The organism is Paraburkholderia acidipaludis NBRC 101816, assembly GCF_000684975.1.
GTDB classification, from domain to species: domain Bacteria; phylum Pseudomonadota; class Gammaproteobacteria; order Burkholderiales; family Burkholderiaceae; genus Paraburkholderia; species Paraburkholderia acidipaludis.
The window spans coordinates 40939-65071 of sequence record NZ_BAXZ01000009.1; the positions used below are offsets into that span (position 1 = coordinate 40939).

Here is a 24133-nt window from a genome sequence, read left to right on the forward strand (position 1 = left end):
TAGCGTGGTTAGCGTGCGCGGATCTTCAGCGAGCGACGTCCTTGCGCGTCGTTCTCGTCCGCGAGATTCAGCGCAATGCGCGCATCGTGCAGATAGCTGTAGTGCTCGCGGCTTTGCGTGAGCAGCGCGCGGTCCGCCGTCACCGCGAGCACGGCGTCTTCGTTCTTCAGTTCCGCGAGCACGTCGCCGAACGGGCTCACGAGCGCCGATTCGCCGGGGAATGTGAGGTTGTCGTCGCCGTCGCCGATGCGGTTCACGAGCGCCGCGAATACCTGGTTCTCCATCGCACGCGTGACGATCGCGCGGCGATGCACGGGGCCGTACGGATCCATGTTGCCGTTGGTGACGATCAGCATCTCGGCGCCGAGGTGGCCGAGCGCGCGCGCGCCTTCGGGAAATTCGATGTCGTAGCAGATCAGCAGGCCAACGGTCATGCCCTTGAATTCGCAGACCTCGAAACGGTCGCCCGGCGTGAACACGCCGACGTCCGTGGCCCACAGATGCGTCTTGCGGTAGCGCAGCGCGAGCTCGCCGCGTTCGTCGACGAGGACCGTCGTGTTGTAGAAGCGGTCGCCTTCGCGCTCGGCGAGGCCCACGGCCACCGCCACTTTCGCGGCGCGCGCGGCGTCGCGCACAGCGCTGAGCGACGGGCCTTCGATGGCCTCGGCCACGTCGCACACGTTGTCGCGCGCGGGGAAGCCCGTGAGCGTGGCTTCGGGAAAGACGATGAGGTCGGTGCCTTCGCGGCGCTTGCCGATGGTCTCGATGACGCGGGCGAGGTTGGGTGCGACAACGCCGTCCTGGAGCGGGATCTGGGCGAGTTCGAGTTGCATCGGCTGTCTCCGGTATGGCTTGTTGTTGCGGGCCTGCGAGCGGCAAGCTGGCCGCCCGGGCGTTTGAGCGGCTATTATCACCACGTTATTTTTGTCCTGAAATTCCCCAACCGGGGTACCCTGATCGGAGGAGCCATGGAACACGACTGGCAGGACCGCGCGTTCCATCATCACATCGCGACCCTGATCGACGCCCTCGACAGCCCCGATTTCTGGACGCGCATGACGCGCGTGATCGAGCGCTACGTGGCCTTCGACAACTGGGTTTCGCTCGTCTTCATGCGAGAGCGGGCGCCCCTCGTCTGCGCCGAATCGCCGATGCCGGACGGCACCGTGGATCTGCTGTTTCGCGCCTATCTGGAGGGGATGTACCAGCTCGACCCGTTCTGGATCGCGGCGTGCGAAAGGGCGCGCGCGGGCCTCGTCACGCTCGCGGAGGTCGCGCCCGACAACTTCCGCATGACGGACTACTATCAGCGCTACTTCAAGAGCAACATCATCGGCGACGAAGTGCAGTTCAACCTGCCGCTCGACGCGCAGCGCACGCTGATCTTCTCGATCGGCGCAAAGCACCACTACACCGAGCGCGAGATTGCGCAGTTCGCGCTGTTTGCGCCATGGGTCGTGGCGCTCATGCGCCAGCGCGTGCCCTACGAGCATTTCGGGCAGGGCGGCTCCGAAGCCGTGCCGGACGAAGCGGCCGCGCTCGTGACGCCGGGCCGCGAACGCGACGACGCGCGCCGCTTCGAAGCCGTGGCGCAGCAAAGCGGCCGCGTGCCGCTCACGGCGCGTGAAATCGAAGTGGTGCGCTTGAGCCTGAGCGGCTTTTCCACGCGCGCAATTGCCGAGCGCCTCGCGATCTCGTTCGAAACCGTGCGTGCGCACAAGAAGCACACCTACGCGAAGCTCGGCGTCAGTTCGCAGTCCGAGTTGTTCGCGCTGTTCTACGAGACGGGTGTGAGCGAGGGCGCCTGGCGCCCCGGTTGAGCTTGTTTGGCGTGCTCAGAATTCGACGAGCGCGAAGTCTTCCTTGCCCACGTCGCAGAGCGGGCAGCGCCATTCGTCGGGCACGTCGGCCCAGCGCGTGCCGGGCGCGAGACCGTCGTCGGGGGCGCCGGCCGCTTCGTCGTACACCCAGCCGCAGATCACGCAGACCCATTGCTTGAAACCGTCGCCGGAACACGCCGCCGTTGCGGCGCTTGCTTGCGCTTGCGCGACGACGGGCGCGCCGGTACGCGGCGGCGTATCGAGCACCACGACGAGCGGCGCCGAGGTGCCTTCGCGCGCGGCTAGTTGCGTTTGCAACGTTTCGAGGAGCCTGGCGGCTTCGCCGGCGGTGAGGTCGATCCAGTAAGGATCGCCCGCGCCGTCGTTCAGGCGCTCGGGGGAGAACTGGATTTCGAGGGCGACGCCTTTCTTGTACATGCGTATCTAACAGAGAGCGGGAGAGCGGATGCCCGCGCCCCGGCCGGCTTCAAAGGAAGTAGCGGGCCGCGAGCGAGACCACGAGCCCGCTTGCGGCGATCAGCGCCAGCATCTGGAGCAGCGTGATCGACTTGTTCGAAGGGGCGGGCAGGTTGGCGGGGGCAGGATTGCGGGAAGTCGTGTTCATGTTGCGAGTGGTCGTGCAGTGAGCGGGTGTTTGCGTTTCGGGCGCGCCCGGAGCGACGCGCGGCGCGAGAGTGTCGCACGAATTCGCGTCTGCGGGGGCGCTTTGGCGCCGGCTGCGCCGCGCGGTCGCACGAGGCGGGCCCCTGCGCGACGTTTGGCGAGCCGTTGCACGAGACCCCTTGCACGGCGTCCCCATTATCGCCGCTAAACGGGGGGCCGATTCGTGCGCGGGGGGAGATGAATTATTTCCCGATGGTGAGGATGGTGGGCACGCTTAGGCGTGCAGCCATTTGCGTTCGACGTAGGAGAACAGCCAGCACACCGGCAGCGCGCACAGCATGCCGAGCGTGACCTCGGCGCAGCGGAACAGCGCGACGGTCCAGACCGGGCCGTGCGTGGGCACGAGCAGCACGACGGTGGTCGTGATGCCGGCGAGCCGCGCGGCCGTGCTGACTTTCAGGCACCAGCACACGACGATCACCACGGCCACCGCCGCGAGATAGACCGAGATGTTCTCCGTGCCGAGCGTGGCCGCCGCGAAGCCGCAGACCCCGCCGGCCAGCGCGCCGATGAACTGGTCGCGCGACTGGCTGAGCGTGTCCGCGTAGTCGTGCTGCGTGACGGCGATGGCGGTGATGGCGGCCCAGAAGGCCTGCTCGGTGTGCAGCGCGCGGCCGATGCTGTAGGCGAGTCCCGCGCCGCACACGGCGCGCAGCGCCATCAGCAGGCCCTGCGCCGCGCGGCTCTTGAGCGGCAGGCTCTTGAGCGCGCCTATGGCGGATTGCTGGAGCGATGTCAGGTAGGCGAAAAGGTTGTCTTGCGGATCGGGCATCTAGCTTGGCGGGTGGAAGTAGGGCCGCGGGGCGGGTTGGGGTGAGGGGAAGGATAGCAAGACTTGGTGGACGGCCTTGCGCGCAGGCTTCTGACTAAATGTGACGCACGACGTCGACAACAATCAGTTTGCTTTCAAAGCGCCGCAAGAGAACGAGACCTACACGACGGCGTTCAAGCTCGGCACGACGGTTCAGATCGTCAACTTCCAGACTCTCGTGTGGACTTGTCATGCGAGCCACTACTATCCGGCCTCGCAGTTCAACTCTGCGTTGACCGGTAAAGCCATTGATCTGGACTGCGAGTCAACAAAAGATGGCATCGTCCAGAGCAGGCTGCGTCGAACCTATTTGACCGAATACGGAGTTGGTCTGCCTCGCTCGACCGCGACCTCGGTGCTCAAACTGGAATGGACTTACAGCGCATTCGACAAGGATGGTCAGACGGCAAATCTGCCTGGCGGCCAGCCCCCCGTCGAAAAGCCGATTTGATAGAGAAGCATCCGGTTCAGCGTGGAGCTGCGCTAACGGTGCCGGCTGGTTGCGCCTCGCCAGAGGCTTCCTGGGCAACATCGGGCAGACAGTGCCCCCGCAGCTTCCGCGCCGCATGCCGCAAATCGCGCTCGATCGCGCGCCGCACGCCTTCGGCGTCGCGGCGCTTCAACCGCCGCATCAAACCGTCGTGAGCGTCGTTGAGCGTTGCTGAAAATGCCGCATCGTCGAACAGCAGGTTCGAGATCGGCCCCACCTGCAGCCACACGGTCTCGATCAGTTCGACCAGCAGCGGCGATCCGCTCGCACGGTACAGCACGAGATGGAACGCTTCGTTGGCGTCCAGATAGCGTGTCGGCACGCCCCGCGCGAGCGCCTCGGCCATCTGCGAGTAAAGCGCGTCCAGTTGCCCGATCTCTTCGGACGTAAGGCGCGGCGTGGCGAGGCGCGCCGCCTCGCCCTCCAGCATCACGCGCACGTTCAGCACGTCGTCGAACTGGGCGCGCGTGAGTTGCGGCACGAGCACGCCGCGATTGGGCAGATTCACGAGCGCCGATTCGGCGGCGAGCCGCACGAGCGCCGCGCGCACCGGCATCTCGCCCACACCTAGCTGCTCCGCTAGCGCGTGAATGCGCAAGCGCTCGCCAGGCACAAAGCGGCCAAGACTGAGCCAGCGGCGCAGCGTGGCGTAGGTTTCATCCTGCAGCGACTGATGCGCGCGGGTTTTCATCGCCGGGTTCCGCCTACGTCAGCTCTGCTAAACACGCATCGAACGCTTCGAGCAGCCGGTCGACGTCGGCTGCCGTCGTGTCGGGGCACACGAGCATCATGTTGTGGAACGGCGTGATCAGCACGCCGCGGTTCAGCAGGTACAGATGCACGATGTGCTCGAGTTCGTCGTCCATCGCGGCGCGCGCCCCGGTGCCGTTGCGCGGCGGCGTCTTGCAGAACTGGAACTCGGTGCGCGCGCCCACGCGCGTCACGCACCACGGCAGCCCGTGGCGCGCGATCGTATCGTTCAGGCCGTCCGCAAGCCGCTGCGCGAGGGCGAACATGTGTTCGTAGGCGACGTCCGTCATCACTTCCATGAGCGTTGCGCGCATGGCGCTCATCGAAAGCATGTTTGCCGTGAGCGTCGTGCCGATGCCGGAATGGCCCGGCGGGGCATCGAACTTCGCCTGCTGCGCGCGCGCCGCGAACTCAGCGGAAAAGCCGTACACGGCGCACGGCACGCCGCCGCCCACGGGCTTGCCGAGCACGAAGAGATCGGGCTCGATGCCGTGCTCGCGCGCGTAGCCGCGCGGGCCGCTGGAGATCGTATGCGTCTCGTCGATGGCGAGCAGCGTGCCGTGGCGGCGCATCAGCGCCTGGGCTTCGCGCCAGAAGCCGGGCTCGGGCAGCACCATGCCGACATTCGTCATCGCGGGCTCGGCCAGCACGCAGGCGACCTCGCCGTCGGCCAGCGCATGCGCTAACGCAACGAGGTCGTTGAACTCCACCACGCGCGTATAAGGCAGCAGATCGTGCACCTGGCCGAGCAGGCTCGCGCGCTGCGTCGGCACGCCGTCGACGAGATCGACGAACACGTCGTCCACCGTGCCGTGATAGCAGCCGTTGAACACCACGATCTGCTTGCGGCCCGTGGCGGCGCGCGCCCAGCGCAGCGCGAAGCGGTTCGCGTCGCTGGCGGTCATCGCGAACTGCCAGTACGGCAGGCCGAAACGCTCGGCCAGCGCCTCGGCTACCACGACGGCGTCCTCGCCCGGCAGCATCGTCGTGAAGCCGCGCTGCGCCTGCCCGGCAAGCGCGCGGGAGACGGCTTCGGGCGCATGGCCGAACATCGCGCCCGTGTCGCCGAGGCAGAAGTCGGCGTAACGGTGGTCGTCCGCGTCGGTAAAGGTGGCGCCGCGCGCGGCTTCGACGTAGAGCGAGAAGGGCGTGGACCAGTCGTTCATCCAGTGCAGCGGCACGCCGAACAGCAGGTGCTGCGCGGCGCGTGCGGAAAGCGCTTGCGACTTCGGACGGGCGGCGATGAACGTTTCGCGTTCGCGTGCGAGGACGCGCTGCGCGCGGTCCCAGTTCACGCCTTGACGGTCGGGCATGGAGCGTCTCCTGTATGTAGCGGTTCGCCTTCCTGGAGGCGAACCGCGAGATTTGATCAAATCATCGCACGGGAGACACGAAGATATAAATTTGATCAAATTTCAGGAAAACGGGGCGCGAGATGGTGGATCAGCTTCCCGTTGCCCTTGTTTCTTGCAGCGAGCGCACGCAAACGTCCACGCTCAGTTCGTTCAGGGCTTCGAGCGGCAACGTTTCGTCCGCCGCGCGCGTCAGCACGCGCAACACCTTCGGCTTGAGGCGCGCGAGCACCAGCCGGCGGCCGTCGCGCGCGAGTTCGGCGGCGTAGGTATGCAGGCCTTCGATCGTCGAGCCGTCGATATCGGCGGATTCCTCGAGGCTCATGATCGTGGTGCGCAGTTCCCCGCCTCCCGCCGCGCCCAGCATGCGCAGGCTGGTCAGCACGCGCTCCACGTTGGCGAAGAAGAGCGGCGCTTCGGGGCGCACGATCAGGATGCCGGGCACCGGCTGCGCGTCGCGGTGGATGCTCGTGTCGACGAAGTCGTGCGTGTCGCCCAGGCGCCCGAGTACGCTGACCTTGGGCTCCGAGAAGTTGCGCAGGGTCCAGAGCAGGCTCACGACGATGGAAAGCAGCAGCCCGTCCAGCACGCCGAGAATGAGCACCGCGAGGCACGCGCCGAACGCGAGATAGATGTCGCGGCGCCATTTGACATACGGCACGAACACGCGCGGGTCGATGGTGTGGCTCACTGCATGGATCACGATGGCCGCGAGCACGGGTTCGGGAATGAGCGCGATCTGCGGCAGCAGCAGCGCGACCATCAACGCGATGACGGCAGCGGCGCACCACGCGGCCACGCGCGTCTGTGCGCCGGCTGCCTCGTTGGCCGAGGTGGCCGAGTAGCCCGCTCCCACCGGCATGCCGCCGAACAGGCCGGAGACGAGATTGCTCGCGCCGAGCGCGGCGAGGTCGCGATTGGGCACGAACGGGTCGTCGTGCTGGAGCGCGAAGCCGCGAATCGAGCCATATGATTCGGCATAGACGATCAGCATCATGGCGACGGCCAGTTCGCCGGAGCGCAGCCATTGGTTGCGCACGAGATCGGGCAAGCCGAAGCCGATGCGGTCGAAGTCGATGCGGCCCACCTGCGCGATGCCGTAGTGCGGCAGATCGACGGCATAGCCCAGCGCGACCGCGAGCACGATGACGACGAGCGTGGCGGGCACGCGAGGCCAGCGGCGCAGCGCATAGAGGATGGCGAGCGCGACGAGGGCAAGCGCGCCGCCGTAGAGATTCCATTGCGGCGATGCCTTCAGGAAACCCAGGAAATAGCGCGGCGCGTCGGAGTGCGCGGGGCTCACATGCAGCGCGAGACCGACTTGCTTGAGGACGATGGTGATGGCGAGGCCGAACGTGAAGCCGCGCAGCACCGACTTAGCGATGAAGTCGGACATGTTGCCGAGCCGTGCGAGGCTGGCGGCGAGAAAGAACGCGCCGGTCAGAATGACGATGCCTGCCCCGATCAGGAGCCGCGAGGCGGCGTCGCCGCCGGACTCGGCGAGCGTGACGGCGGCGAGCACGGCGGCCGATGAAGACGTGGACGAAACCACGGCAAAGCGGCTATTGCCGATCAGGCCGTAGATGACGAGCCCCGCGAGCAGCGCGACGATCCCCGCCTGCGCCGGCACGTTGCCGATGTTCGCGTAGGCGACGGCCTCCGGCAGCAGCAGCCCGGCGATGGCGCAGCCGGCGAGGAGATCCTTGAGATAGCGCTGCAGGAAGGGCATGGCGCCCTGTGGGGTGGTGGACATGTCTGCCTCTCATCCTTGTTGTTGGTCGTGTGCCCGAGGGTGTCGACGAGGGTGTCCAGGATGGTAGCGCAGATGCCGGAAGACGCTATGCGGCAGCGGCCGGCCGCATGATGCGGCGCAACGTAAAAAAGAAGGCGCGATGCCGGACGAACGGCATCGCGCCTTCGCGCACTGCGAGCCGTATGGCTCGCGCGGCGCTTACTTCCTGTCGATCGAGAACCGTCCCGGGCCGGTCACGGCGAGCGCCAGCAGGCCGCCCGCAATGCTGACGTTCTTGTAGAAGTTGATCATGTTCTCCATCTGCTCCATGCCGGTCTCGGTCCAGAAGTGATGGCCGACGAACCCGGCGGCAATGGTGTAGATCGCGAGCAGCACCGCGAGGGGACGCGTATAGAAGCCGACAAAGATCAGGACACCTACGACCAGCTCCATGACGACGGCGATGATCGCCGAGAGCATTGGCGCGGGCGCGCCCACGTGCTCCATATAGCCGACGGTGCCCGAAAAGCCCGTGATCTTGGCCCAGCCGAACAGCACGAACAGCGTGGCGAGGAAGAGGCGCGAGACGAGCAGGACGAGGTCGTTGCTCTGGCCGAACAGGTTGTATCGCATGTTGAATCTCCGAAGTAGGTTGCAGTTCGAATCGTTTCTGTGGGTTGCAGCGTCTGCCGGGAGAGGGGCCCGCCGGGCCCCCTCCAAGCCTACGCGATCTGGTGTGTGACGATCAACATCAGGACCAGAGTTCGGAGACTTCATTGTTGCGCAGGTCGAAGACCAGCACTTCGGCATCCTGCCCATCGCCGAACGTCAGCTCGCGTTCGTTGCGGATGCGCGCGCCGTCGCCTTCGCCCAGCGCCACGCCGTTCACGCTCACGCCGCCGCGCGCGACATGCACATAGGCGTAGCGGTCGGCGTCGAGTTCGAGCTTCGCCGTTTCCGCGCCGTTGAAGCGGCCGGCGTAGACGCGGGCGTCCTGGCGCAGCAGCAGCGAGTCGTCGGCGCCGTCCGGCGAGAGGATGAGGCGCAGCTTGCCGCGCTTTTCCGTATCGACGATGTTCTTCTGCTGATAACGCGGCTGTGCGCCCTTCACGTTCGGCGCAATCCAGATCTGCAGGAAGTGCACCGGGTCGCTGGCCGAGTGGTTGAACTCGCTGTGCGCGACGCCCGTGCCGGCGCTCATCAACTGCACGTCGCCGGGAACGATTACCGAGCCCGTGCCCATCGAGTCCTTGTGCTCGAGAGCGCCTTCCAGCACGTACGAGAAGATTTCCATGTCGCGATGCGGGTGCTTGCCGAAGCCGCGCGCCGGGGCAACGCGGTCGTCGTTGATCACGAGCAGGTCGGAGAAGCCGATCTGCTGCGGATCGTAGTAATTCGCAAACGAAAACGTATGGCGCGAGCTGAGCCAACCATGTTCGCCGCGGCCGCGTTGGTCGGCATTGCGCAGTTCAATCATTTCGACCTCCATTGATGTTGTCCGATTGGATGAACGTCAGTTTAGGTCAATCCGTTTGATTATAATCACCTGAAAAATGGAATGACTGTCACTTTTAAGTGGACAATAGCAATGCAACTCGACGACATGCGGATCTTCGTGGCAACCGTGGAGGCGGGCAATTTCACGGCGGCGGCCAACCGCCTGCGGCTTTCGAAGCAGTTCGTGAGCCGCCGCGTGGCCGCGCTGGAGGCGAGCCTTTCCGTGCGGCTTCTCGTGCGCAACACGCGCAATCTGGCTGTCACGGATCTCGGGCAGGATTTCTACGAGCGGGCGAAGCGCATTCTCGCGGAGGTCGGCGAAGCGGAAACGGCCATGTCCGCGCGCCGCACCGAGCCGCGCGGACTGTTGCGGGTGAGCGCGCCGATGTCGTTCGGCATGGCGCACCTTTCGCCGCTCGTTGCCGAGTTTCTGCGCGAGCATCCGGACGTGCGCTTCGACATGGACCTGAGCGACCGCACCGTGGACGTGGTGGGCGAGGGCTTCGACATGGCCTTGCGCATCGGGCAGTTGCAGGACTCGACGCTCGTTGCGCAAAAGCTCATCGACGTGCGCATGATCGCGTGCTGCAGCCCCGGCTACCGGCGGCGTCATCGCGAGCCGGCCACGCCGGCCGACCTCGCGCACCACGCATGCCTGCCCTACGGGCAGGAAGGCCGGGCGGCGTGGAGCTTCATCGTGGACGGCGCGCGCGCACCGTTCGAAGTGCATGGCCCGCTGCGGGCGAACAACGGCGAGGTGATCCGCGATGCGGCCATCGCAGGGCTCGGCATCGCTTATCTGCCCGATTTCATCGTGGCGGGATCGGTGGATGCGGGGCTTCTGGTCGAAGTGCTCGCGCCGTTCATGCCGCCGCCGGGCGCGCTGCATGCGGTTTATCCACAACATCGCGAAAGTTCTGTGACGATCCGGGCTTTTACGCAATTTCTGCGAACGCGGCTGGCGGCCCGCGCGGCAACCGCGCGCGGCGGAGCACTTTGAGGTGGCGTCCGGGTGCGTCAACGCTTGCCAAATGGCCGTTGCGTCCGCATCTGTTTAATTGACCCGCAATGCGTGACGACCGCAATGCGGCGTGGGGCTGAGGCGCAATGTCGCAGTTTCGTTGTATGCTCGACGCCCCCGGTGGTTGCGCCGGATCCGCTCGATCGGGTGAAAGCGGCGCGGGAAGGGCCTTGGGCGGTCTCGATGGAGGCCGATAGGAACAGACAATACCCGCGATCAAAGCAACCAATTTTTCAAACGGACGCGATTCCCGTAAATTTCGTCCATACCTTTTCCAACCCAGCGAGGAAACAACGCATGTCTCTCATCAACACGCAAGTCAAGCCGTTCAAGGCCACCGCTTACCACAACGGCAAGTTCGTTCCGGTTTCGGAAGAGAACTTCCTCGGCAAGTGGTCGGTTGTCGTGTTCTACCCGGCTGACTTCACGTTCGTGTGCCCGACGGAGCTGGGCGACCTGGCTGACCAGTACGCAGAATTCCAGAAGCTCGGCGTCGAAGTCTACGGCGTCTCGACCGACACGCACTTCACGCACAAGGCCTGGCACGACACGTCGGAAACGATCGCCAAGATCCAGTACCCGCTCGTCGGCGACCCGACCGGCGCAATCACGCGCAACTTCGATGTGATGATCGAAGAAGAAGGCCTCGCGCTGCGCGGCACGTTCGTGATCAACCCGCAAGGCGAAATCAAGCTGTGCGAAATCCACGACAACGGCATCGGCCGCGACGCGAAGGAACTGCTGCGCAAGGTGCAAGCCGCTCAGTACGTTGCTGCTCACCCGGGCGAAGTTTGCCCCGCCAAGTGGACGCCGGGCGCTGAAACGCTGAAGCCGTCGCTCGACCTCGTCGGCAAGATCTAAGCGTCGTTTCAAATGCGGCCGTCAGGCCGCATGACGCAGCCATAAAAATCAAGGCTGTCATTCCGGGCCGCGCCCTTGCGGCGGCGGCCCGGATGGATAGTCACGCCTTGCTCCGCTTCTTTTTTAGCCGGAAACCACGCCATGCTCGACGCCAATCTCAAGACCCAACTGAAAAGCTACCTGGAAAAAGTCACGCAGTCGATCGAGATCGTTGCGTACCTGGACGACGGCGAAAAGTCGCAGGAACTGCAGCAACTGCTGCAGGACATCGCCTCGCTCTCGGATCGCATCCGCTACGAAGAACGCCGTGGCGCCGCAATTGGCGACGCGCGTACCCCTTCGTTCGAACTGAAGCGCGCGAACTCGGACATCAAGGTCACGTTCGCGGGCATTCCGATGGGCCACGAATTCACGTCGCTCGTTCTCGCGCTGCTGCAGGTGGGCGGCCACCCGGTCAAGCTCGAAAACGAAACGATCGAACAGGTGAAGGCGCTCGACGGCGTGTTCTCGTTCGAAGTCTATATGTCGCTCACGTGCCAGAACTGCCCGGAAGTCGTGCAGTCGATCAACGCGATGGCCGCGCTGAACCCGAACGTGAAGATCGTCACGATCGACGGCGCGCTGTTCCAGGACGAAGTCGAGAAACGCCAGATCATGGCCGTGCCGACGATCTACCTGAACGGCGAAGTGTTCGGCCAGGGCCGCATGGGCGTCGAGGAGATTCTCGCGAAGCTCGACACCGGCGCTTCGGCGCGTGCCGCCGAAAAGCTGAGCCAGAAGGATATGTTCGACATGCTTATCGTCGGCGGCGGCCCCGCCGGCGCGGCGGCTGCGATCTATGCGGCGCGCAAGGGCATTCGCACCGGCGTGCTCGCCGAACGCTTCGGCGGCCAGGTGCTCGACACGATGGCGATCGAGAACTTCGTTTCGGTGAAGGAAACGGAAGGGCCGAAGTTCGCGGCGGCGCTGGAGCAGCACGTGCGCGCCTACGACGTCGACATCATGAACCTGCAGCGCGCCGAAGCGCTCGTGCCGGGCGACAAGTCGATCGAGATCCGCACCGCGAGCGGCGCGACGCTGCGCGCGAAGAGCGTGGTGCTTGCCACGGGCGCGCGCTGGCGCAACGTGGACGTGCCGGGCGAGCAGGAATACCGCAACAGGGGCGTGGCGTACTGCCCGCACTGCGACGGCCCGCTCTTCAAGGGCAAGCGCGTGGCGGTGATCGGCGGCGGCAACTCGGGTGTGGAAGCGGCCATCGATCTCGCGGGTATCGTGAGCCATGTGACGCTGCTCGAATTCGGCGCGCAACTGCGTGCGGACGAAGTCCTGCAGCGCAAGCTGCGCAGCCTGCCGAACGTCGCGGTGCACGTGAACGCGCAGACCACGGAAATTTCGGGCGACGGCCAGAAGGTCACGGGCCTTGCGTATCTCGAACGCACGAGCGGCGAGAAGCGTCATCTCGAACTCGAAGGCGTGTTCGTGCAGATCGGCCTCGTGCCGAACACCGAATTCCTCAAGGGCACGGTGGCGCTCTCGAAGCACGGCGAGATCGAAGTGGACGCGAAGGGTCAGACGTCGGTGCCGGGTGTGTTCGCCGCCGGCGACGTGACCACGGTGCCGTTCAAGCAGATCGTGATCGCCGTGGGCGAAGGCGCGAAGGCTTCGCTCGGTGCGTTCGAATACCTGATCCGCTCGTCGGCGGACCAGGAAGAGGATGCGAAGGTTGCAGCCGTGGAGGCTTGAGCCTCGGCGGGAAAATAGTCTCTCTTTGACGCGCCGGCTTTGCCGGCGTCTTTTTTTTGGTCTGGACTTGGTGGATGGATCGTTGGCGGGTCGCGGGGCGGGCGGTATCCAGCCATCCCCTCACCCCCGCGCAGCAATCTCCTTCTCCCACCCTTCAATAATCTTCGCGGCGAGCGCGCCGTAGTTGCCGTCGAAGTGGTGGCTGCCGTCCGTCTTCACGAGGTCGATGCCGGTATTCGCGAGCGCCGGGCATAGCGTGTCTTTTTCGTCGGCGCCGTAGACGCACTGCACGATGGCCGGCGGCACCTTCGCGAGTTCCGGCCGCACGGCGAGCGCCTTGTCGCTGGCGGGCATGCCGAGCCAGCCCGTCACGCGAATCTGGAAGTCGGCGTCCGGCGCGAAGCCGAGCAGCGACATATACGAAACCTTCGCGCGCAGCGCGTCGGGCAGCCGGTTATACGCGAACGGCATGACGTCGGCGCCGAACGAGTAGCCCACGAGCGCAACATGCTTCGCATGCCAGCGCGCCTCGTATGTCCGGATCACGCGCGCCAGGTCGTGGCTCGTCTCCTCGGGCGACTTCTCGCTCCAGAAATAGCGCAGCGCGTCCCAGCCGATCACGTCGATGCCGTCCTTCTGCAGCGTTTCGGCGATCGTCTTGTCGAGATCGCGCCAGCCGCCGTCGCCGGAGATCACGATAGCGAGCATGTCGGTCGTATGGGCGGCAGGCAGTTCCACGAGCGGCAGGTCGGAGACGTCTTCTTCGTTTTCGGCCTGTACGCGCAGATGCGGCGCGGCGAGTGCGACGAGCTTGTCCGCGTCGGGAAGATTCGCGGCGAACGTGCGCGGCGCTGTCGCATCGTTCGTTGCGTGCGCAACCTGAATCGTGCGCGCAGCCGCCGACGTCACGCCTTGCTCGAAGAAGCCGGGCAAGCCCTTGCCGCGCGAAAGCGTCGGATCGGCCGGGCAGGGGGCGAAGCGCGCGTCGAGCTGCGCGGCGGGATCGAGCGAGACGGCGCCCGCCATCGTATTGGCCGGCGCCTGCGAGAGCATGCGTTGCGCAACCAGCGCGCCTTCGCCGCTGCCGATGGCGATGGGCGCAAAAAATTGGGCCGACGCCTGCTGGCGTTCGAGCTGGTGACTCAGCACTTCCGCGTCGCTGTAGAGCTTGTGGCAGATTTCTGTCTTGATGGCCGCGAGATTCTGCGCGTAGTGCGCCGTGTCCACGCCGACCACCATTGCGCCGTGCTGCGCGAGCGCGTCGGCGCGCGTCTGGTCGCTCGAGGTCCAGTGATCGCCCGCCGAAAACAGCACGGCGAAGCCGCGCATGGGACCGACAGGCCGTGTCACCGCGACTTCGCCGTAGCGGCCGCCCTGCACGTGGGTCACGGCCGCGGGAGCCGCATTGAGCGTGGCATGCGCTGCGCCGCACGCGAGCGTCGCGCACAAAGCCGTGGCCGCCGCGGCAAGGCGCGGCAGTTCGAATAAGCGTTTCGTCATGAGCGCCAGCCTCCAGCCAGCAGGGAAAGATCGGCGAGGGTGATGAACACGCTGATCGAGCCCGAAGCGGCCAGATAGCGCGGTTCCCAGTGCGGCGCGAATTTGTTCTTGAAGCCGCGCAGCCCCCGGAAGTTGTAGAACTTGCCGCCGAAACGCCAGATCAGCCCGGCGAGGCGGTGCCATGGCGAGGCGAGCGGCGTTGGCCCCATGCCCGCAAGCGGCGCCATGCCGAGCGAGAGGGCGTGATAGCCGGCGGCCTTCAACTGCAGCGCGAGCTGCGTGAACAGATACTCCATCGCATACGGCGATGCGCCCGGCAGGTGGCGCATCACGCCCACCGTCGCTTCGGTGGCGAGGTCGGTGGTCATGAACGTGACGAACGCCACGGGCTGGCCGTGCTGGCGCACCAGCAGCACCGATTGCGCGGCCAGATAGTCGTCGTCGAACGCGGCGACCGAGAAGCTCTTCTCGCGCGCGTCGCGGCTGTCGAGCCAGGCGTCGGAGATGGCGCGCAGCGTCGGGAGATGCGCCGCCATTTGCGCCCGGCCAATCTGCTCGACCGAGAAGCCGTCACGCTCGCCGCGCTTGAGCGCATAGCGCAAATGCGCGCGCTGCGCGCCCTTGAGGTCGAACGCCTGCAGCATCACGCGCGCTTCCTCGCCGAGCTTCATCAGCGTGAGGCCCGCGTCGAGATAGAGCGGCAGCGCCTCGGCGCGCACCTGGTAGAACGCGGCGCGCCCGCCGTGAGCGTGCGCGAGCGAGACGAACGTGCGGATCAGCGCGGGCCATTCTTCGCGCGGGCCCACCGGGTCGTGCAGTGCGGCCCACGTGCGGCCATGCTTCGCGTACATGAGGAAGGCGTTGCGCGAATCCGAGAACAGGAAGCTCTTGTCGCCCATCAGCGCGAGACCCGCATCGCTGCGCTCCTGGGCGCGCACGATGCGCGCGGCCTTCTCGAGATCCTCGCTCGCGGGCCTCACGAAGCGGCCCGCCGCCGGCCGCAGCAATTGCCACGACGCGAGCGTGGCCGCCAGCACGACTGCGCCGAGCGTTGCGCGCAGCGCGCGCGGGGCGCGTCCGTCGAAGGCGAATTGCCACCACAAGTGATGCGAGTACTGCACGTCGCGGAACGCGAACAAGAGCACCCAGACGGCGAGCGCGATCACGCAGGCCACCGAGGCGAGCCAGCCCGGCGTGAAGCGCTCGGCGAAGAGCGACGAATGACGGTTGAAGCGGCCGCGCGTGGCGAGCAGCAGGACGATGAGCACGCCCAGCACGCCGGCTTCGACGAACGCGAGGCCCTTGGTCAGCGAAAGCGCGAGGTTGGCGAAAGCAATCAGGAGTGCGAGCCACCAGGCGGCGTCGAGGCGGCGCAGCAGGCCGCGCGCCACGAACAGCAGGAGCACGCCGAACAGGCTGCTGAGCAGTTGCGAACTTTCGAGTACCCAGAGCGGCAGGAAGGTCTGCAGCATGGCGATGCGGTGCTCGAAGGCGGGCGTTGCGCCCGAGATCACGAGCATGCCGCCCGTGACGAAGGTGACGATCGCGAGAAAGAGCGGCGCGAGCTGCGAGACGCCGTCGGCGCCGCGGCGCGCGAGCGTCGTGCCGAGCGGCTTTGCGAGCGCGCGGCCTTCGAACGCCGCGAGCAGGGCGGCCGAAGCGGCGAGCGGCGCGCCGAAGTAGATGGCGCGGTAGGCGAGCAGGGCGGCGAGCACCTGCGAGGTGGACACGTCCGGGCCGAGCGCGTAGACCATCGCGGCCTCGAATACGCCGATGCCGCCCGGCGTGTGGCCGATCATCCCGAGCAGCATGGCCGCGCAATAGACGGTCAGGAAGCCGCCGAAGCCGACCTGCGCGTGCGGCATCACCGACCAGAGCGCGAGCCCGGCGCCCGCCACGTCGAGCGCGGCGAGCAGCAGCTGGGCGACGAGGTCGCCCCGCGCGGGAACGGAAAAGCGCAGTGCGGCGCGGCCGAACGGCTCGATTTCGCGCGCTTGCGCCGGGCAGGCGGCGCCGAGCGCCGCGCCGAGCGCGAGCAGCGCGCCGCCGATCCAACGCAGCGTGTGAGGCGCGAGATGCAGCATGCCGGCGAGCGTGCCGGCGGCGCCCACCATGCCGAGCGCCGTCATCAGCGCGAGGGCGAGCGCGAGCGTGACGCTCGTGAACACGGTCATGCGGCCGATCTGGGCGGCGGTGACGCCCGCGCCGCCATACACGCGGCAGCGCACGGCGCCGCCCGTGAGCGCGCCGAAGCCGGTGACGTTGCCGAGCGCCGAGCCGGCGATCGCACCGACCCAGAGCGCGCCGCGCGAAACCGTGGCGCCGAGATAGCGCAGCCCGACGGCGTCGCGCCCGACGAGCGCGATGAAGCTGATGGCCGTGGCCGCCAGCGCGCCGGTCCATTCGGACGGCGCCAGATGCTCGAGCTGATGCGCGACCGAGCGGTAGTCGACGGACTGCGAGAGGTGCTGGAACACCACGAGCAGGAGCGCGCAGATGCCGAGCGTGAGGATGGGCGCGACAAAGCGCTGGGGTTGCAAGGCGGCGAAGCGGCGTCGCAACGCGGCGATGGCCTGCGCCGCGCGCGAGGATTGTGATTCAGGCATGGCTGGGTCCGGCGCCGGACGTCAATATTCGCGTAAACATCTGCGTAAACGTCTGGTAATGGACTGGTAAAAATCAGCAAACGCTTCAGAGCGCGATGCGGTTGACCGAGTCGGGTCAAATCGGGCAGGTTGGGGTCGGACCCAGGTAGGCAGCGGCCGGGCGGCTGTTAACAATTTGAGACATCACCTTTAATTTTTTTACTTCGTCGTGCGGGAGAGGTAGTCTCAAGTCACTGGTGGAGCAACAAGCCAGAAGGGAGAGCGACGTGAAAAGAATCGCCTTGACTTCTCTTTCGCTGGCGGTGGCCGGCGCCGCCAGCGTGGCCCACGCACAGACCAGCGTGACGTTGTACGGCGCCATCGATACTTCCCTCACCTATATCAATCATGCCCAGGGCAACGCCAACCAGTGGTCGCTCGGCAACAGCAGCTCGGGCAATCTTTCCGAATCGCGTTGGGGTCTCAAGGGCGCCGAGGATCTCGGCGGCGGGCTGAAGGCGATCTTCCTGCTCGAAAGCGGCTTCAATCCATCCACGGGCGGCAGCGAGCAGGACGGTCGGCTGTTCGGTCGCCAGGCCTTCGTCGGGCTGACCGCGGAGCAGTACGGCTCGCTCACCCTTGGCCGCCAGTACGATCCGCTAGTGGACCTGGTTCAGGGCATCACGGCGGACAACTATTTCGGTTCGGCCTTCGCCACGCCGGGCGACGTCGACAACTACGACAACAGCTTTCGCGTGAACAGCTCGGTCAAGTACACCCTGCCGTCCTTCAACGGACTTCAGGCGGAAACGATGTATGCATTCGGCGGCGTGGCGGGCGCCACGGGCGCCGAACAGTCCTGGGCGGCGGCCGTGGCCTACAACAACGGGCCGATGGGACTCGCGGGCGGCTACTTCTACGCGGCCAACAGCCAGGCTGGGCTCGGCATTCGCACGGACGGCTGGACCGGCACCTCGGACGGCACCTTCGACGGGCCGATCAACGCCGGCTATGCCTCGGCGCACTCGCTTGCGATCGCGCGCGCCGCCGCGCAGTACGAGATCGGCCGGTTCACGATGGGCCTCGGCTACAGCAACGCGCAGTACGCGCCGGATGCCAGCTCCGTGTTCCGCGACACCGAGAGGTACAACACCGGCCAGGGCTTCGTGGACTATCACCTGAGTCCGGTGCTGCTGCTCGGCATTGGCTACAGCTATACGCACGCCAACGGCGACACCTCGGCGAACTACCATCAGGTGTCGATCGGCGCGGACTACAGCCTGTCGAAGCGCACCGACCTCTACATGACGGCCGCCTGGCAGCACGCGAGCGGCGAAACGGGCGACGGCTCGGGCGGGGCGGCGCCGGCCGATGCGTCGATCGGCTCATATGGCTATCCGGGCACGAGCACGCAGACGTTGTTCAACCTGGGGTTGCGTCACAAGTTCTGACGCTCCGACGCGCTCCCCGCCCCGGATGCCCGGCACTCGCCCGGCATCGGGCCCCTTGCCGCCGTGGGCGATTTCCTCCAGGATGGGCTGTTCACGGGATGCACCTGGACGAACCCGGCCTGCGGGGACGCCAGGCGCACATCCTTGAAGCGTTTGTCAGCCTTTGTCGTTGGCAAACGACGATGTATGATATATCACATACGGAATATTGATTTTTGCCGCGGTGCATCATAAGATTGAGTCATTGAATGACTGAATCTCGTGGAGCTTTACATGGATTACCTGTCGGATTACGCGTCTCTCGCGCTCTTTGGCGCGGCTGCCGTGGGCTTTGGCGCCGCCGCCACCTGGCTGATTGCCACGTGGCTGCCGAAGCCGGCCGCCGAGCAGGCCGCGGAGCACGGCCGGTTCGCCGGTCTGGGCGAGGCGCCGGCCGCGACGCCGGGGTATCGTCAGCAGGTCCGTAAAGAGGCAATGAATGTCGTCAGAACTTCGAACTGAAGCCATCACTCAATCCCCCCCGGCGCCGCTCAAGCTGGCGCTGCAACCGATCAGCGCGACGCTGAGCCTGCGCGACCAGGCTTACGCCATGCTGCGCCAGGCTATCGCCGACGCCGACATCTACCAGTCGCGCGAGGAAATCCGCCTCGACGAGCGCGTGCTCAGCGAAACGCTGGGCGTGAGCCGCACGCCGGTGCGCGAGGCGATGACGCTGCTCGAACAGGAGGGCTTCCTGCGCATGGTGCCGCGCCGCGGCATCTATATCGTGCGCAAGAGCAAGCGCGAGATCGTGGAGATGATCCAGATGTGGGCCGCGCTGGAGAGCATGGCCGCGCGGCTCGCCACGCTCCACGCCAGCGACGAGGAAATCGCGAAGCTGCGCCATATGTTCGACAACTTTCGCGACAGCACGCCCGCCGAGCATATTGCCGAGTATTCGGAGGCCAACATCGCGTTTCACCAGGCGATTGTCGAGCTTTCGAAGTCGCAGGTGATCCTCGACACCATCAAGAACATCTTCGTGCACGTGCGCGCCATCCGGCGCCTGACGATCTCGCAGAGCGACCGCGCGTCGCGCTCGATCGTCGACCATCTGCGCATCATCGAGGCGCTGGAGAAGCGCGACACCGAACTGGCGGAAAAGCTCGTGCGCCAGCATTCGCTCGATCTTGCCGCGCACGTGGAGAAGTACTGCGATTTCCTCGACTGAGGCGCGTATAACGGGCCTGGGTGGTCCGGCGGCATCGCGGAACGGGAGACCTACGGGTCTCCCGTTCCGCGTTTACGGCCTGCGGCCCGCGCTTCGGGGCGGACGCGCCTAAGGATTTTCCCCAGTGCGCATCGCAGCGCCGCGTTTTGAAATCGCACCGGGCCCTGTCTGGATAAGGCTTCGCCACGATTTCCCGGCGATTGCGGCGGGGAGGTTTTTCTCTTGCCGTGTTTTGATATATCACATACTGTATTGATGAATGGTGCAGCCGCTCCCGGCCACGACCGACAAGGAGACATGACATGGGCAAGGCACTGGATGGCGTGCGCATTCTCGATTTCACGCATGTTCAGTCGGGTCCGACCTGCACGCAGCTGCTCGCGTGGTTCGGCGCGGACGTTATCAAGGTGGAGCGCGTGGGCGCCGGCGATATCACGCGCGATCAGCTGCGGGACATCCCCGACGCGGACAGCCTCTACTTCACGATGCTCAACGGCAACAAGCGCTCCGTCACGATCGATACGAAGCACGCGCAAGGCAAGGGCGTGCTGGAGCGGTTGATCCGCGACTGCGACGTGCTCGTCGAGAACTTCGCGCCCGGCGCGCTCGAGCGCATGGGTTTTTCGTGGGAGCGCATCCAGGCGCTGAATCCGCGCATGATCGTCGCCTCCGTGAAGGGCTTCGGTCCGGGGCCCTACGAAGACTGCAAGGTGTACGAAAACGTGGCGCAGTGCGTGGGCGGCGCGGCCTCCACGACGGGCTTCGACGACGGGCCGCCGGTGGTCAGCGGCGCGCAGATCGGTGACAGCGGCACGGGCCTGCATCTCGCGCTCGGCATCGTCACGGCGCTTTATCAGCGCGTGCACACCGGGCGCGGCCAGAAGGTGCTCGCCGCCATGCAGGACGGCGTGCTGAACCTGTGCCGCGTGAAACTGCGCGACCAGCAGCGGCTCGCGCGCACGGGCGTGATGAAGGAGTACCCGCAGTATCCGAACGCGTCCTTCGGCGAGGCGGTGCCGCGCGCCGGCAACGCCTCGGGCGGCGGGCAGCCGGGCTGGATCCTCAAGTGCCGGGGCTGGGAAACCGACCCGAATGCGTATATCTACTTCATCGCGCAGGCGCCGGTGTGGGAGCGCATCTGCAAGCTGATCGGCCGCGAGGAATGGATCGACCACCCGGACTACGCCACGCCGAACGCGCGCCTGCCGCGCCTGAAGGAGATCTTCGGCGAGATCGAGTGCTGGACCATGAAGCGCAGCAAGTTCGAGGCGATGGCCGTGCTCAACCGCTACGACATTCCGTGCGGCCCGATTCTCTCGATGAAGGAGATCGCCACCGACGAGTCGCTGCGCGCGAGCGGCACGATCGTCGAGGTCGATCATCCGGTGCGCGGCAAGTACCTTACCGTCGGCAACCCGATCAAGCTTTCGGACAGTCCCACCGAAGTGATGCGTTCGCCGCTGCTTGGCGAGCATACGGACGAAGTCCTCGCCGAATTCGGCTATTCGCACGACGAAATCCTGGCGCTGCGCGTTGCCGGCGCTATTTGAACGAAGCGGGAAGGAAACGGGATGGAAGCGGCGGGCCGAACGCCCGCCATGCACGGCAACGAGGGAGCGAAGCATGAACACCTGGATGCGCTTGATGGCGAACGACGGCAGTATCGTGTTCGGTCGCGTGGAGAACGGCTATCTGCACGAGTACGACGGACTCGATCAACCCATGCCGACCGGCGCGGTGCTTTCGCTGCGCACCTTGACGCCGCTCGCCCCCTGCGCGCCGGGCAAGGTGATTGCCCTCTGGAACAACTTTCACGCGCTGGCCGCGAAGCTGGAAAAGCCGGTGCCTTCGCATCCGCTCTTTCTGCTCAAACCGCCGGAATCCGTGATCGGATCGGACGTGCCGATCCTTCGGCCTCCGCACTATGCGGGCAAGATCGTCTTCGAAGGTGAGCTCGGCATCGTGATCGGCCGGCGCTGCCGCAACGTGAGCGAGGCCGAGGCCGAAGCTTCGATTTTCGGCTACACGATCGTCAACGACGTCACGGCAGCGGGCCTTCTGGCCGAGAACCCGCACTTTCCGCAGTGGTGCCGCGCCAAAGGATTCGATACGTTCTGCTGCCTGGGGCCGGTTATCGTCTCCGGCTTCGACTGGCGGCGCGCGCGCGTGGTGACGCGGCTCGACGGTGTCGAACGCCAGAACTATCCCCTCGACGACATGGTGTTCGCCCCGGCCCGGCAGGTGAGCCTGATTTCGCAGGATCTCACGCTCGAGCCGGGTGACGTGATCGCGTGCGGCACTTCGCTGGGAGTCGGCTCGATCGGTGCGGGCGCAACGGTCGAAATCACGATCGAGGGTATCGGCACGCTGGTCAATACGCTAACCGGCGTGCGGGCCGACGTGCGGGCGAGCGCCGTGGCCGAAGACGCCGTCTGAGGAAGCCACGATCGCCACCGGAACCGTCCCGACCTTCAGCGCCTTACCTATGAAAGCTCGATTCCGAGACGCGGGTGATGTTCTCGATGAGCTGCGCGCCGTCTTCCATGAGGAAGCGCTCGAACGCGAGGGCGACGGGCGGCAGCCGCTTGTTCTTGCGATGCACGACGTACCAGTTGAGCATGACCGGAAAGCCCTCGACGTCGAGCACGGTCAGATGCCCGACCTGCCTCTCGAGGCTGATCGTGTGCGCGGAGAGAAAGGCGATGCCCATGCCGGCGATCACGGCTTGCTTGATGGTCTCGGTGCTCTTGATCTCCATGGCGATCTTGAGGTTCGCGAGCTTGCCGGCGAACGCCTCTTCCATCGAGTTCCACGTATCCGAGCCGCGCTCGCGCACGACGAACGCTTCGCTGGCCAACGCCTCGAGCGGGATGCCGCGCCGGTGCGCGAGCGGGTGAGAGGGCGCGGACACGATCACGTAGGGATGCGGCGCAAACGCTGCGTTGACGGCGTCCGTGCCCTGCGGCGGGCGCACCATCACGGCGAGATCGGTCTGGTTCGTCGCGAGTTGCTGCAGCAGTTGCTCGCGGTTATGCACGGAGAGATTGAGCTGCACGCCCGGGTAGCGGCGCGTGAATTCGGCCAGCACGCGCGGGAAGAAGTAGTCGCCGGCGCTGATGACGGCGACGTTGAGCTTGCCGCCCGAAATGCCCTTCAACTGGCCCATCGCCTCGTCGACCTCGTGGAACTGCTGGATGATCGCGCGGCTGTAGTGAAGCATTTCGCTGCCTGCCGGCGTGAGGTAGATCTTCTTGCCGAGCTGCTCGAAGAGCGGCAGCCCCGCATGGTCTTCGAGCTGGCGGACCTGGGTGGAAACGGCCGGCTGGGTGAGATGAAGCTCCTCGGCCGCGCGCGAAAAGCTGAGGTGACGCGCCACCGTCTCGAAGACTTTCAGCTGGCGCAGCGTGGCGTTTCGCATGGTCATGGCCGATCCATAAAGGAGTGCGAATTGCCATGGTAACAACATTCAATCGTGAGTCATTCAGCAATGACCCTGGCGTGAAATAAGAAGGACTCCGAATGTGCTGAATGAGGCGCGCGGAAAGGCGCCGGAACCCGGGAGTAAGAGATGTCGATGAACGTATCGCTTCAGCAGCTCAAGGTATTCGTGGCCGTGGCAAGGGCGCGCAGCTTCACGCGCGCCGCGCGCGAATTCGGTCTCACGCAGTCGGCGGTGAGCCGCTGCGTGCGCGATCTCGAAGAAGCCGTCGAACTGAAACTGTTCGACCGCACCACGCGCCAGGTCGAACTCACGCTCGCCGGCAGCGGGTTCGAGCGGCGCATCGGCCGCTTGCTCGACGAGATCGACATGGCGCTCAACGAAGGCCGCGCGGCGCATCAATCGCATAGCGGCGTGGTGCTCGTGGCGAGCAATCCGGTGCTGTCCTCGGGCTGGGTGCCGGCCGCGCTCGCGCGCTGCGCGGCGGCGTTTCCGGATCTCACGCTGCAGCTGGAGGATTTGCCGCAGGCTGCCGTCATTCACGCGGTCGAACAGGGCGAAGCGGACTTCGGCGTGATTGCCGAGACAATGCCGTTTGCCGGCGACGGCAGCCTCGAAGCGCAGCCGCTCGCCGCCACGCCGCTGTGCGCCGTGCTGCCGCCGCGTCATCCGCTCGCCCAGCACGGCACGCTGCGCTGGGACGATCTCGCCGACGAAGCGCTCGTGACGCTCAATCGCGACGCGGGGTGTCACGGTGCCGTGATGCGTGCGCTGGCGGGCCGCCGACCGGAGGGCAGGCCCGCGCAGGAGTTCGCTCACGTGGAGGGCGTGGCGCGTATGGCGCAGCTAGGGCTAGGCATAGGTGTGCTGCCGGTTTGCACGGGCCACGCACATGCCGTCGATCCGGCCGACGCCACCTGCCACTGGCCTGTGCCGCCGGGCTCGCTCGCGGCGCGCGTGCTGCACCCGGTCGTCACCGTGAGCACGATGCTCGTGCGCCGCCGTCACCGTTCGCTGCGCCCCTGTGCGCAGGCCGCGTGGACGCAGTTCGTCGCCGACGGATCGGCGGTGGAGGAAGAGGGCAGCGCGCGCTGTGGCGCGATGCCCGCCGGTGCCGGCGCGACGGCACCCGACGAGGTAAGCGTCGACTGATCGAGGGGCGGCTTCGGGCTGACTTCGGGCCGACC

General features: G+C 66.1%; 24 protein-coding genes. 11 read left to right on the forward strand and 13 right to left on the reverse strand.

Annotation, left to right across the window (positions count from 1 at the left end; genetic code table 11):
* Nucleotides 1–8 precede the first annotated feature (8 nt).
* Nucleotides 9–833, reverse strand: a complete 825-nt coding sequence (locus BAC01S_RS12060; RefSeq protein ID WP_027794991.1) for a carbon-nitrogen hydrolase family protein — start codon at nt 831–833, stop codon at nt 9–11.
* 135 nt (nt 834–968) lie between these two features.
* Between BAC01S_RS12060 and BAC01S_RS12065 the strand changes: the two genes are divergently transcribed.
* The gene (locus BAC01S_RS12065) at nt 969–1820 is read left to right on the forward strand and encodes a LuxR C-terminal-related transcriptional regulator (protein ID WP_027794992.1); all 852 of its coding nucleotides are present in this window, start codon (nt 969–971) and stop codon (nt 1818–1820) included.
* Between the two features lie 15 nt (nt 1821–1835).
* Here the strand turns inward: BAC01S_RS12065 and BAC01S_RS33810 are convergent, their stop codons facing one another.
* The 3 genes from BAC01S_RS33810 to BAC01S_RS12080 all read right to left on the reverse strand — a co-directional run bounded on the left by BAC01S_RS33810 (nt 1836) and on the right by BAC01S_RS12080 (nt 3276).
* On the reverse strand, nt 1836–2258 hold the full coding sequence (locus BAC01S_RS33810) for a rubredoxin (protein ID WP_084168559.1): 423 nt from the start codon (nt 2256–2258) through the stop codon (nt 1836–1838).
* A 49-nt stretch (nt 2259–2307) separates the two neighbouring features.
* Nucleotides 2308–2445 (reverse strand): hypothetical protein, encoded by a 138-nt coding sequence (locus BAC01S_RS34605; RefSeq protein ID WP_156954398.1) that lies wholly within the window; start codon nt 2443–2445, stop codon nt 2308–2310.
* Between the two features lie 273 nt (nt 2446–2718).
* Nucleotides 2719–3276, reverse strand: coding sequence for an FUSC family protein (locus BAC01S_RS12080; protein WP_052408745.1), 558 nt, complete (start codon nt 3274–3276; stop codon nt 2719–2721).
* Nucleotides 3277–3376: 100 nt separating this feature from the next.
* Between BAC01S_RS12080 and BAC01S_RS12085 the strand changes: the two genes are divergently transcribed.
* Complete coding sequence (locus BAC01S_RS12085; RefSeq protein WP_027794995.1) at nt 3377–3766, forward strand: hypothetical protein; 390 nt, start codon at nt 3377–3379, stop codon at nt 3764–3766.
* A gap of 16 nt (nt 3767–3782) precedes the next feature.
* On the opposite strand, the gene BAC01S_RS31130 is transcribed toward BAC01S_RS12085, so the two are convergent.
* From BAC01S_RS31130 to BAC01S_RS12115, 5 genes are all read right to left on the reverse strand, one after another.
* Complete coding sequence (locus BAC01S_RS31130) at nt 3783–4496, reverse strand: GntR family transcriptional regulator (RefSeq protein ID WP_084168560.1); 714 nt, start codon at nt 4494–4496, stop codon at nt 3783–3785.
* A gap of 13 nt (nt 4497–4509) precedes the next feature.
* Nucleotides 4510–5868 (reverse strand): aspartate aminotransferase family protein, encoded by a 1359-nt coding sequence (locus BAC01S_RS12095; RefSeq protein ID WP_027794996.1) that lies wholly within the window; start codon nt 5866–5868, stop codon nt 4510–4512.
* 130 nt (nt 5869–5998) lie between these two features.
* The gene (locus tag BAC01S_RS12100) at nt 5999–7660 is read right to left on the reverse strand and encodes a SulP family inorganic anion transporter (protein WP_043202032.1); all 1662 of its coding nucleotides are present in this window, start codon (nt 7658–7660) and stop codon (nt 5999–6001) included.
* Between the two features lie 198 nt (nt 7661–7858).
* Nucleotides 7859–8272: a DoxX family protein gene (locus BAC01S_RS12110; RefSeq protein ID WP_027794998.1), complete on the reverse strand. Its 414-nt coding sequence runs from the start codon at nt 8270–8272 to the stop codon at nt 7859–7861.
* Between the two features lie 118 nt (nt 8273–8390).
* On the reverse strand, nt 8391–9116 hold the full coding sequence (locus tag BAC01S_RS12115; protein WP_027794999.1) for a pirin family protein: 726 nt from the start codon (nt 9114–9116) through the stop codon (nt 8391–8393).
* A 111-nt stretch (nt 9117–9227) separates the two neighbouring features.
* Between BAC01S_RS12115 and BAC01S_RS12120 the strand changes: the two genes are divergently transcribed.
* Entirely contained in the window at nt 9228–10136 is a 909-nt protein-coding gene (locus BAC01S_RS12120; protein WP_027795000.1) for a LysR family transcriptional regulator, read from the forward strand.
* Between the two features lie 318 nt (nt 10137–10454).
* Nucleotides 10455–11018: an alkyl hydroperoxide reductase subunit C gene (gene ahpC, locus BAC01S_RS12125; protein ID WP_027795001.1), complete on the forward strand. Its 564-nt coding sequence runs from the start codon at nt 10455–10457 to the stop codon at nt 11016–11018.
* An 8-nt stretch (nt 11019–11026) separates the two neighbouring features.
* On the opposite strand, the gene BAC01S_RS35795 is transcribed toward ahpC, so the two are convergent.
* Nucleotides 11027–11161 (reverse strand): hypothetical protein, encoded by a 135-nt coding sequence (locus tag BAC01S_RS35795; RefSeq protein ID WP_281175897.1) that lies wholly within the window; start codon nt 11159–11161, stop codon nt 11027–11029.
* On the opposite strand from BAC01S_RS35795, the gene ahpF reads away from it, so the two are divergent.
* Complete coding sequence (gene ahpF, locus BAC01S_RS12130; RefSeq protein WP_027795002.1) at nt 11160–12761, forward strand: alkyl hydroperoxide reductase subunit F; 1602 nt, start codon at nt 11160–11162, stop codon at nt 12759–12761. The genes BAC01S_RS35795 and ahpF overlap by 2 nt on opposite strands.
* A gap of 120 nt (nt 12762–12881) precedes the next feature.
* Here ahpF and BAC01S_RS12135 read toward each other — a convergent pair whose 3' ends face one another.
* Both BAC01S_RS12135 and mprF read right to left on the reverse strand, forming a co-directional pair.
* On the reverse strand, nt 12882–14261 hold the full coding sequence (locus BAC01S_RS12135; protein WP_027795003.1) for a virulence factor family protein: 1380 nt from the start codon (nt 14259–14261) through the stop codon (nt 12882–12884).
* Entirely contained in the window at nt 14258–16867 is a 2610-nt protein-coding gene (mprF, locus tag BAC01S_RS12140) for a bifunctional lysylphosphatidylglycerol flippase/synthetase MprF (protein WP_027795004.1), read from the reverse strand. Before mprF ends, BAC01S_RS12135 begins: the two co-directional genes overlap by 4 nt.
* Nucleotides 16868–17133: 266 nt before the next feature.
* Between mprF and BAC01S_RS12145 the strand changes: the two genes are divergently transcribed.
* The 5 genes from BAC01S_RS12145 (at nt 17134) to BAC01S_RS12165 (ending at nt 21943) form a co-directional block, all read left to right on the forward strand.
* On the forward strand, nt 17134–18297 hold the full coding sequence (locus BAC01S_RS12145; RefSeq protein WP_027795005.1) for a porin: 1164 nt from the start codon (nt 17134–17136) through the stop codon (nt 18295–18297).
* Between the two features lie 273 nt (nt 18298–18570).
* Nucleotides 18571–18798 (forward strand): hypothetical protein, encoded by a 228-nt coding sequence (locus tag BAC01S_RS12150; protein WP_027795006.1) that lies wholly within the window; start codon nt 18571–18573, stop codon nt 18796–18798.
* A complete protein-coding gene (locus BAC01S_RS12155) occupies nt 18776–19507 on the forward strand; it encodes a GntR family transcriptional regulator (RefSeq protein ID WP_027795007.1) in 732 nt (243 codons plus the stop codon). The genes BAC01S_RS12150 and BAC01S_RS12155 overlap by 23 nt, the downstream gene beginning before the upstream one ends.
* A gap of 302 nt (nt 19508–19809) precedes the next feature.
* Nucleotides 19810–21057 (forward strand): formyl-CoA transferase, encoded by a 1248-nt coding sequence (frc, locus tag BAC01S_RS12160; RefSeq protein ID WP_027795008.1) that lies wholly within the window; start codon nt 19810–19812, stop codon nt 21055–21057.
* 73 nt (nt 21058–21130) lie between these two features.
* A complete protein-coding gene (locus BAC01S_RS12165) occupies nt 21131–21943 on the forward strand; it encodes a fumarylacetoacetate hydrolase family protein (protein WP_027795009.1) in 813 nt (270 codons plus the stop codon).
* Nucleotides 21944–21986: 43 nt separating this feature from the next.
* Here the strand turns inward: BAC01S_RS12165 and BAC01S_RS12170 are convergent, their stop codons facing one another.
* Entirely contained in the window at nt 21987–22931 is a 945-nt protein-coding gene (locus BAC01S_RS12170; protein ID WP_027795010.1) for a LysR family transcriptional regulator, read from the reverse strand.
* Nucleotides 22932–23081: 150 nt separating this feature from the next.
* Here BAC01S_RS12170 and BAC01S_RS12175 point away from each other — a divergent pair, with 150 nt between their 5' ends.
* Nucleotides 23082–24098, forward strand: coding sequence for a LysR family transcriptional regulator (locus tag BAC01S_RS12175; protein WP_027795011.1), 1017 nt, complete (start codon nt 23082–23084; stop codon nt 24096–24098).
* The last annotated feature ends 35 nt before the right edge of the window (nt 24099–24133 follow it).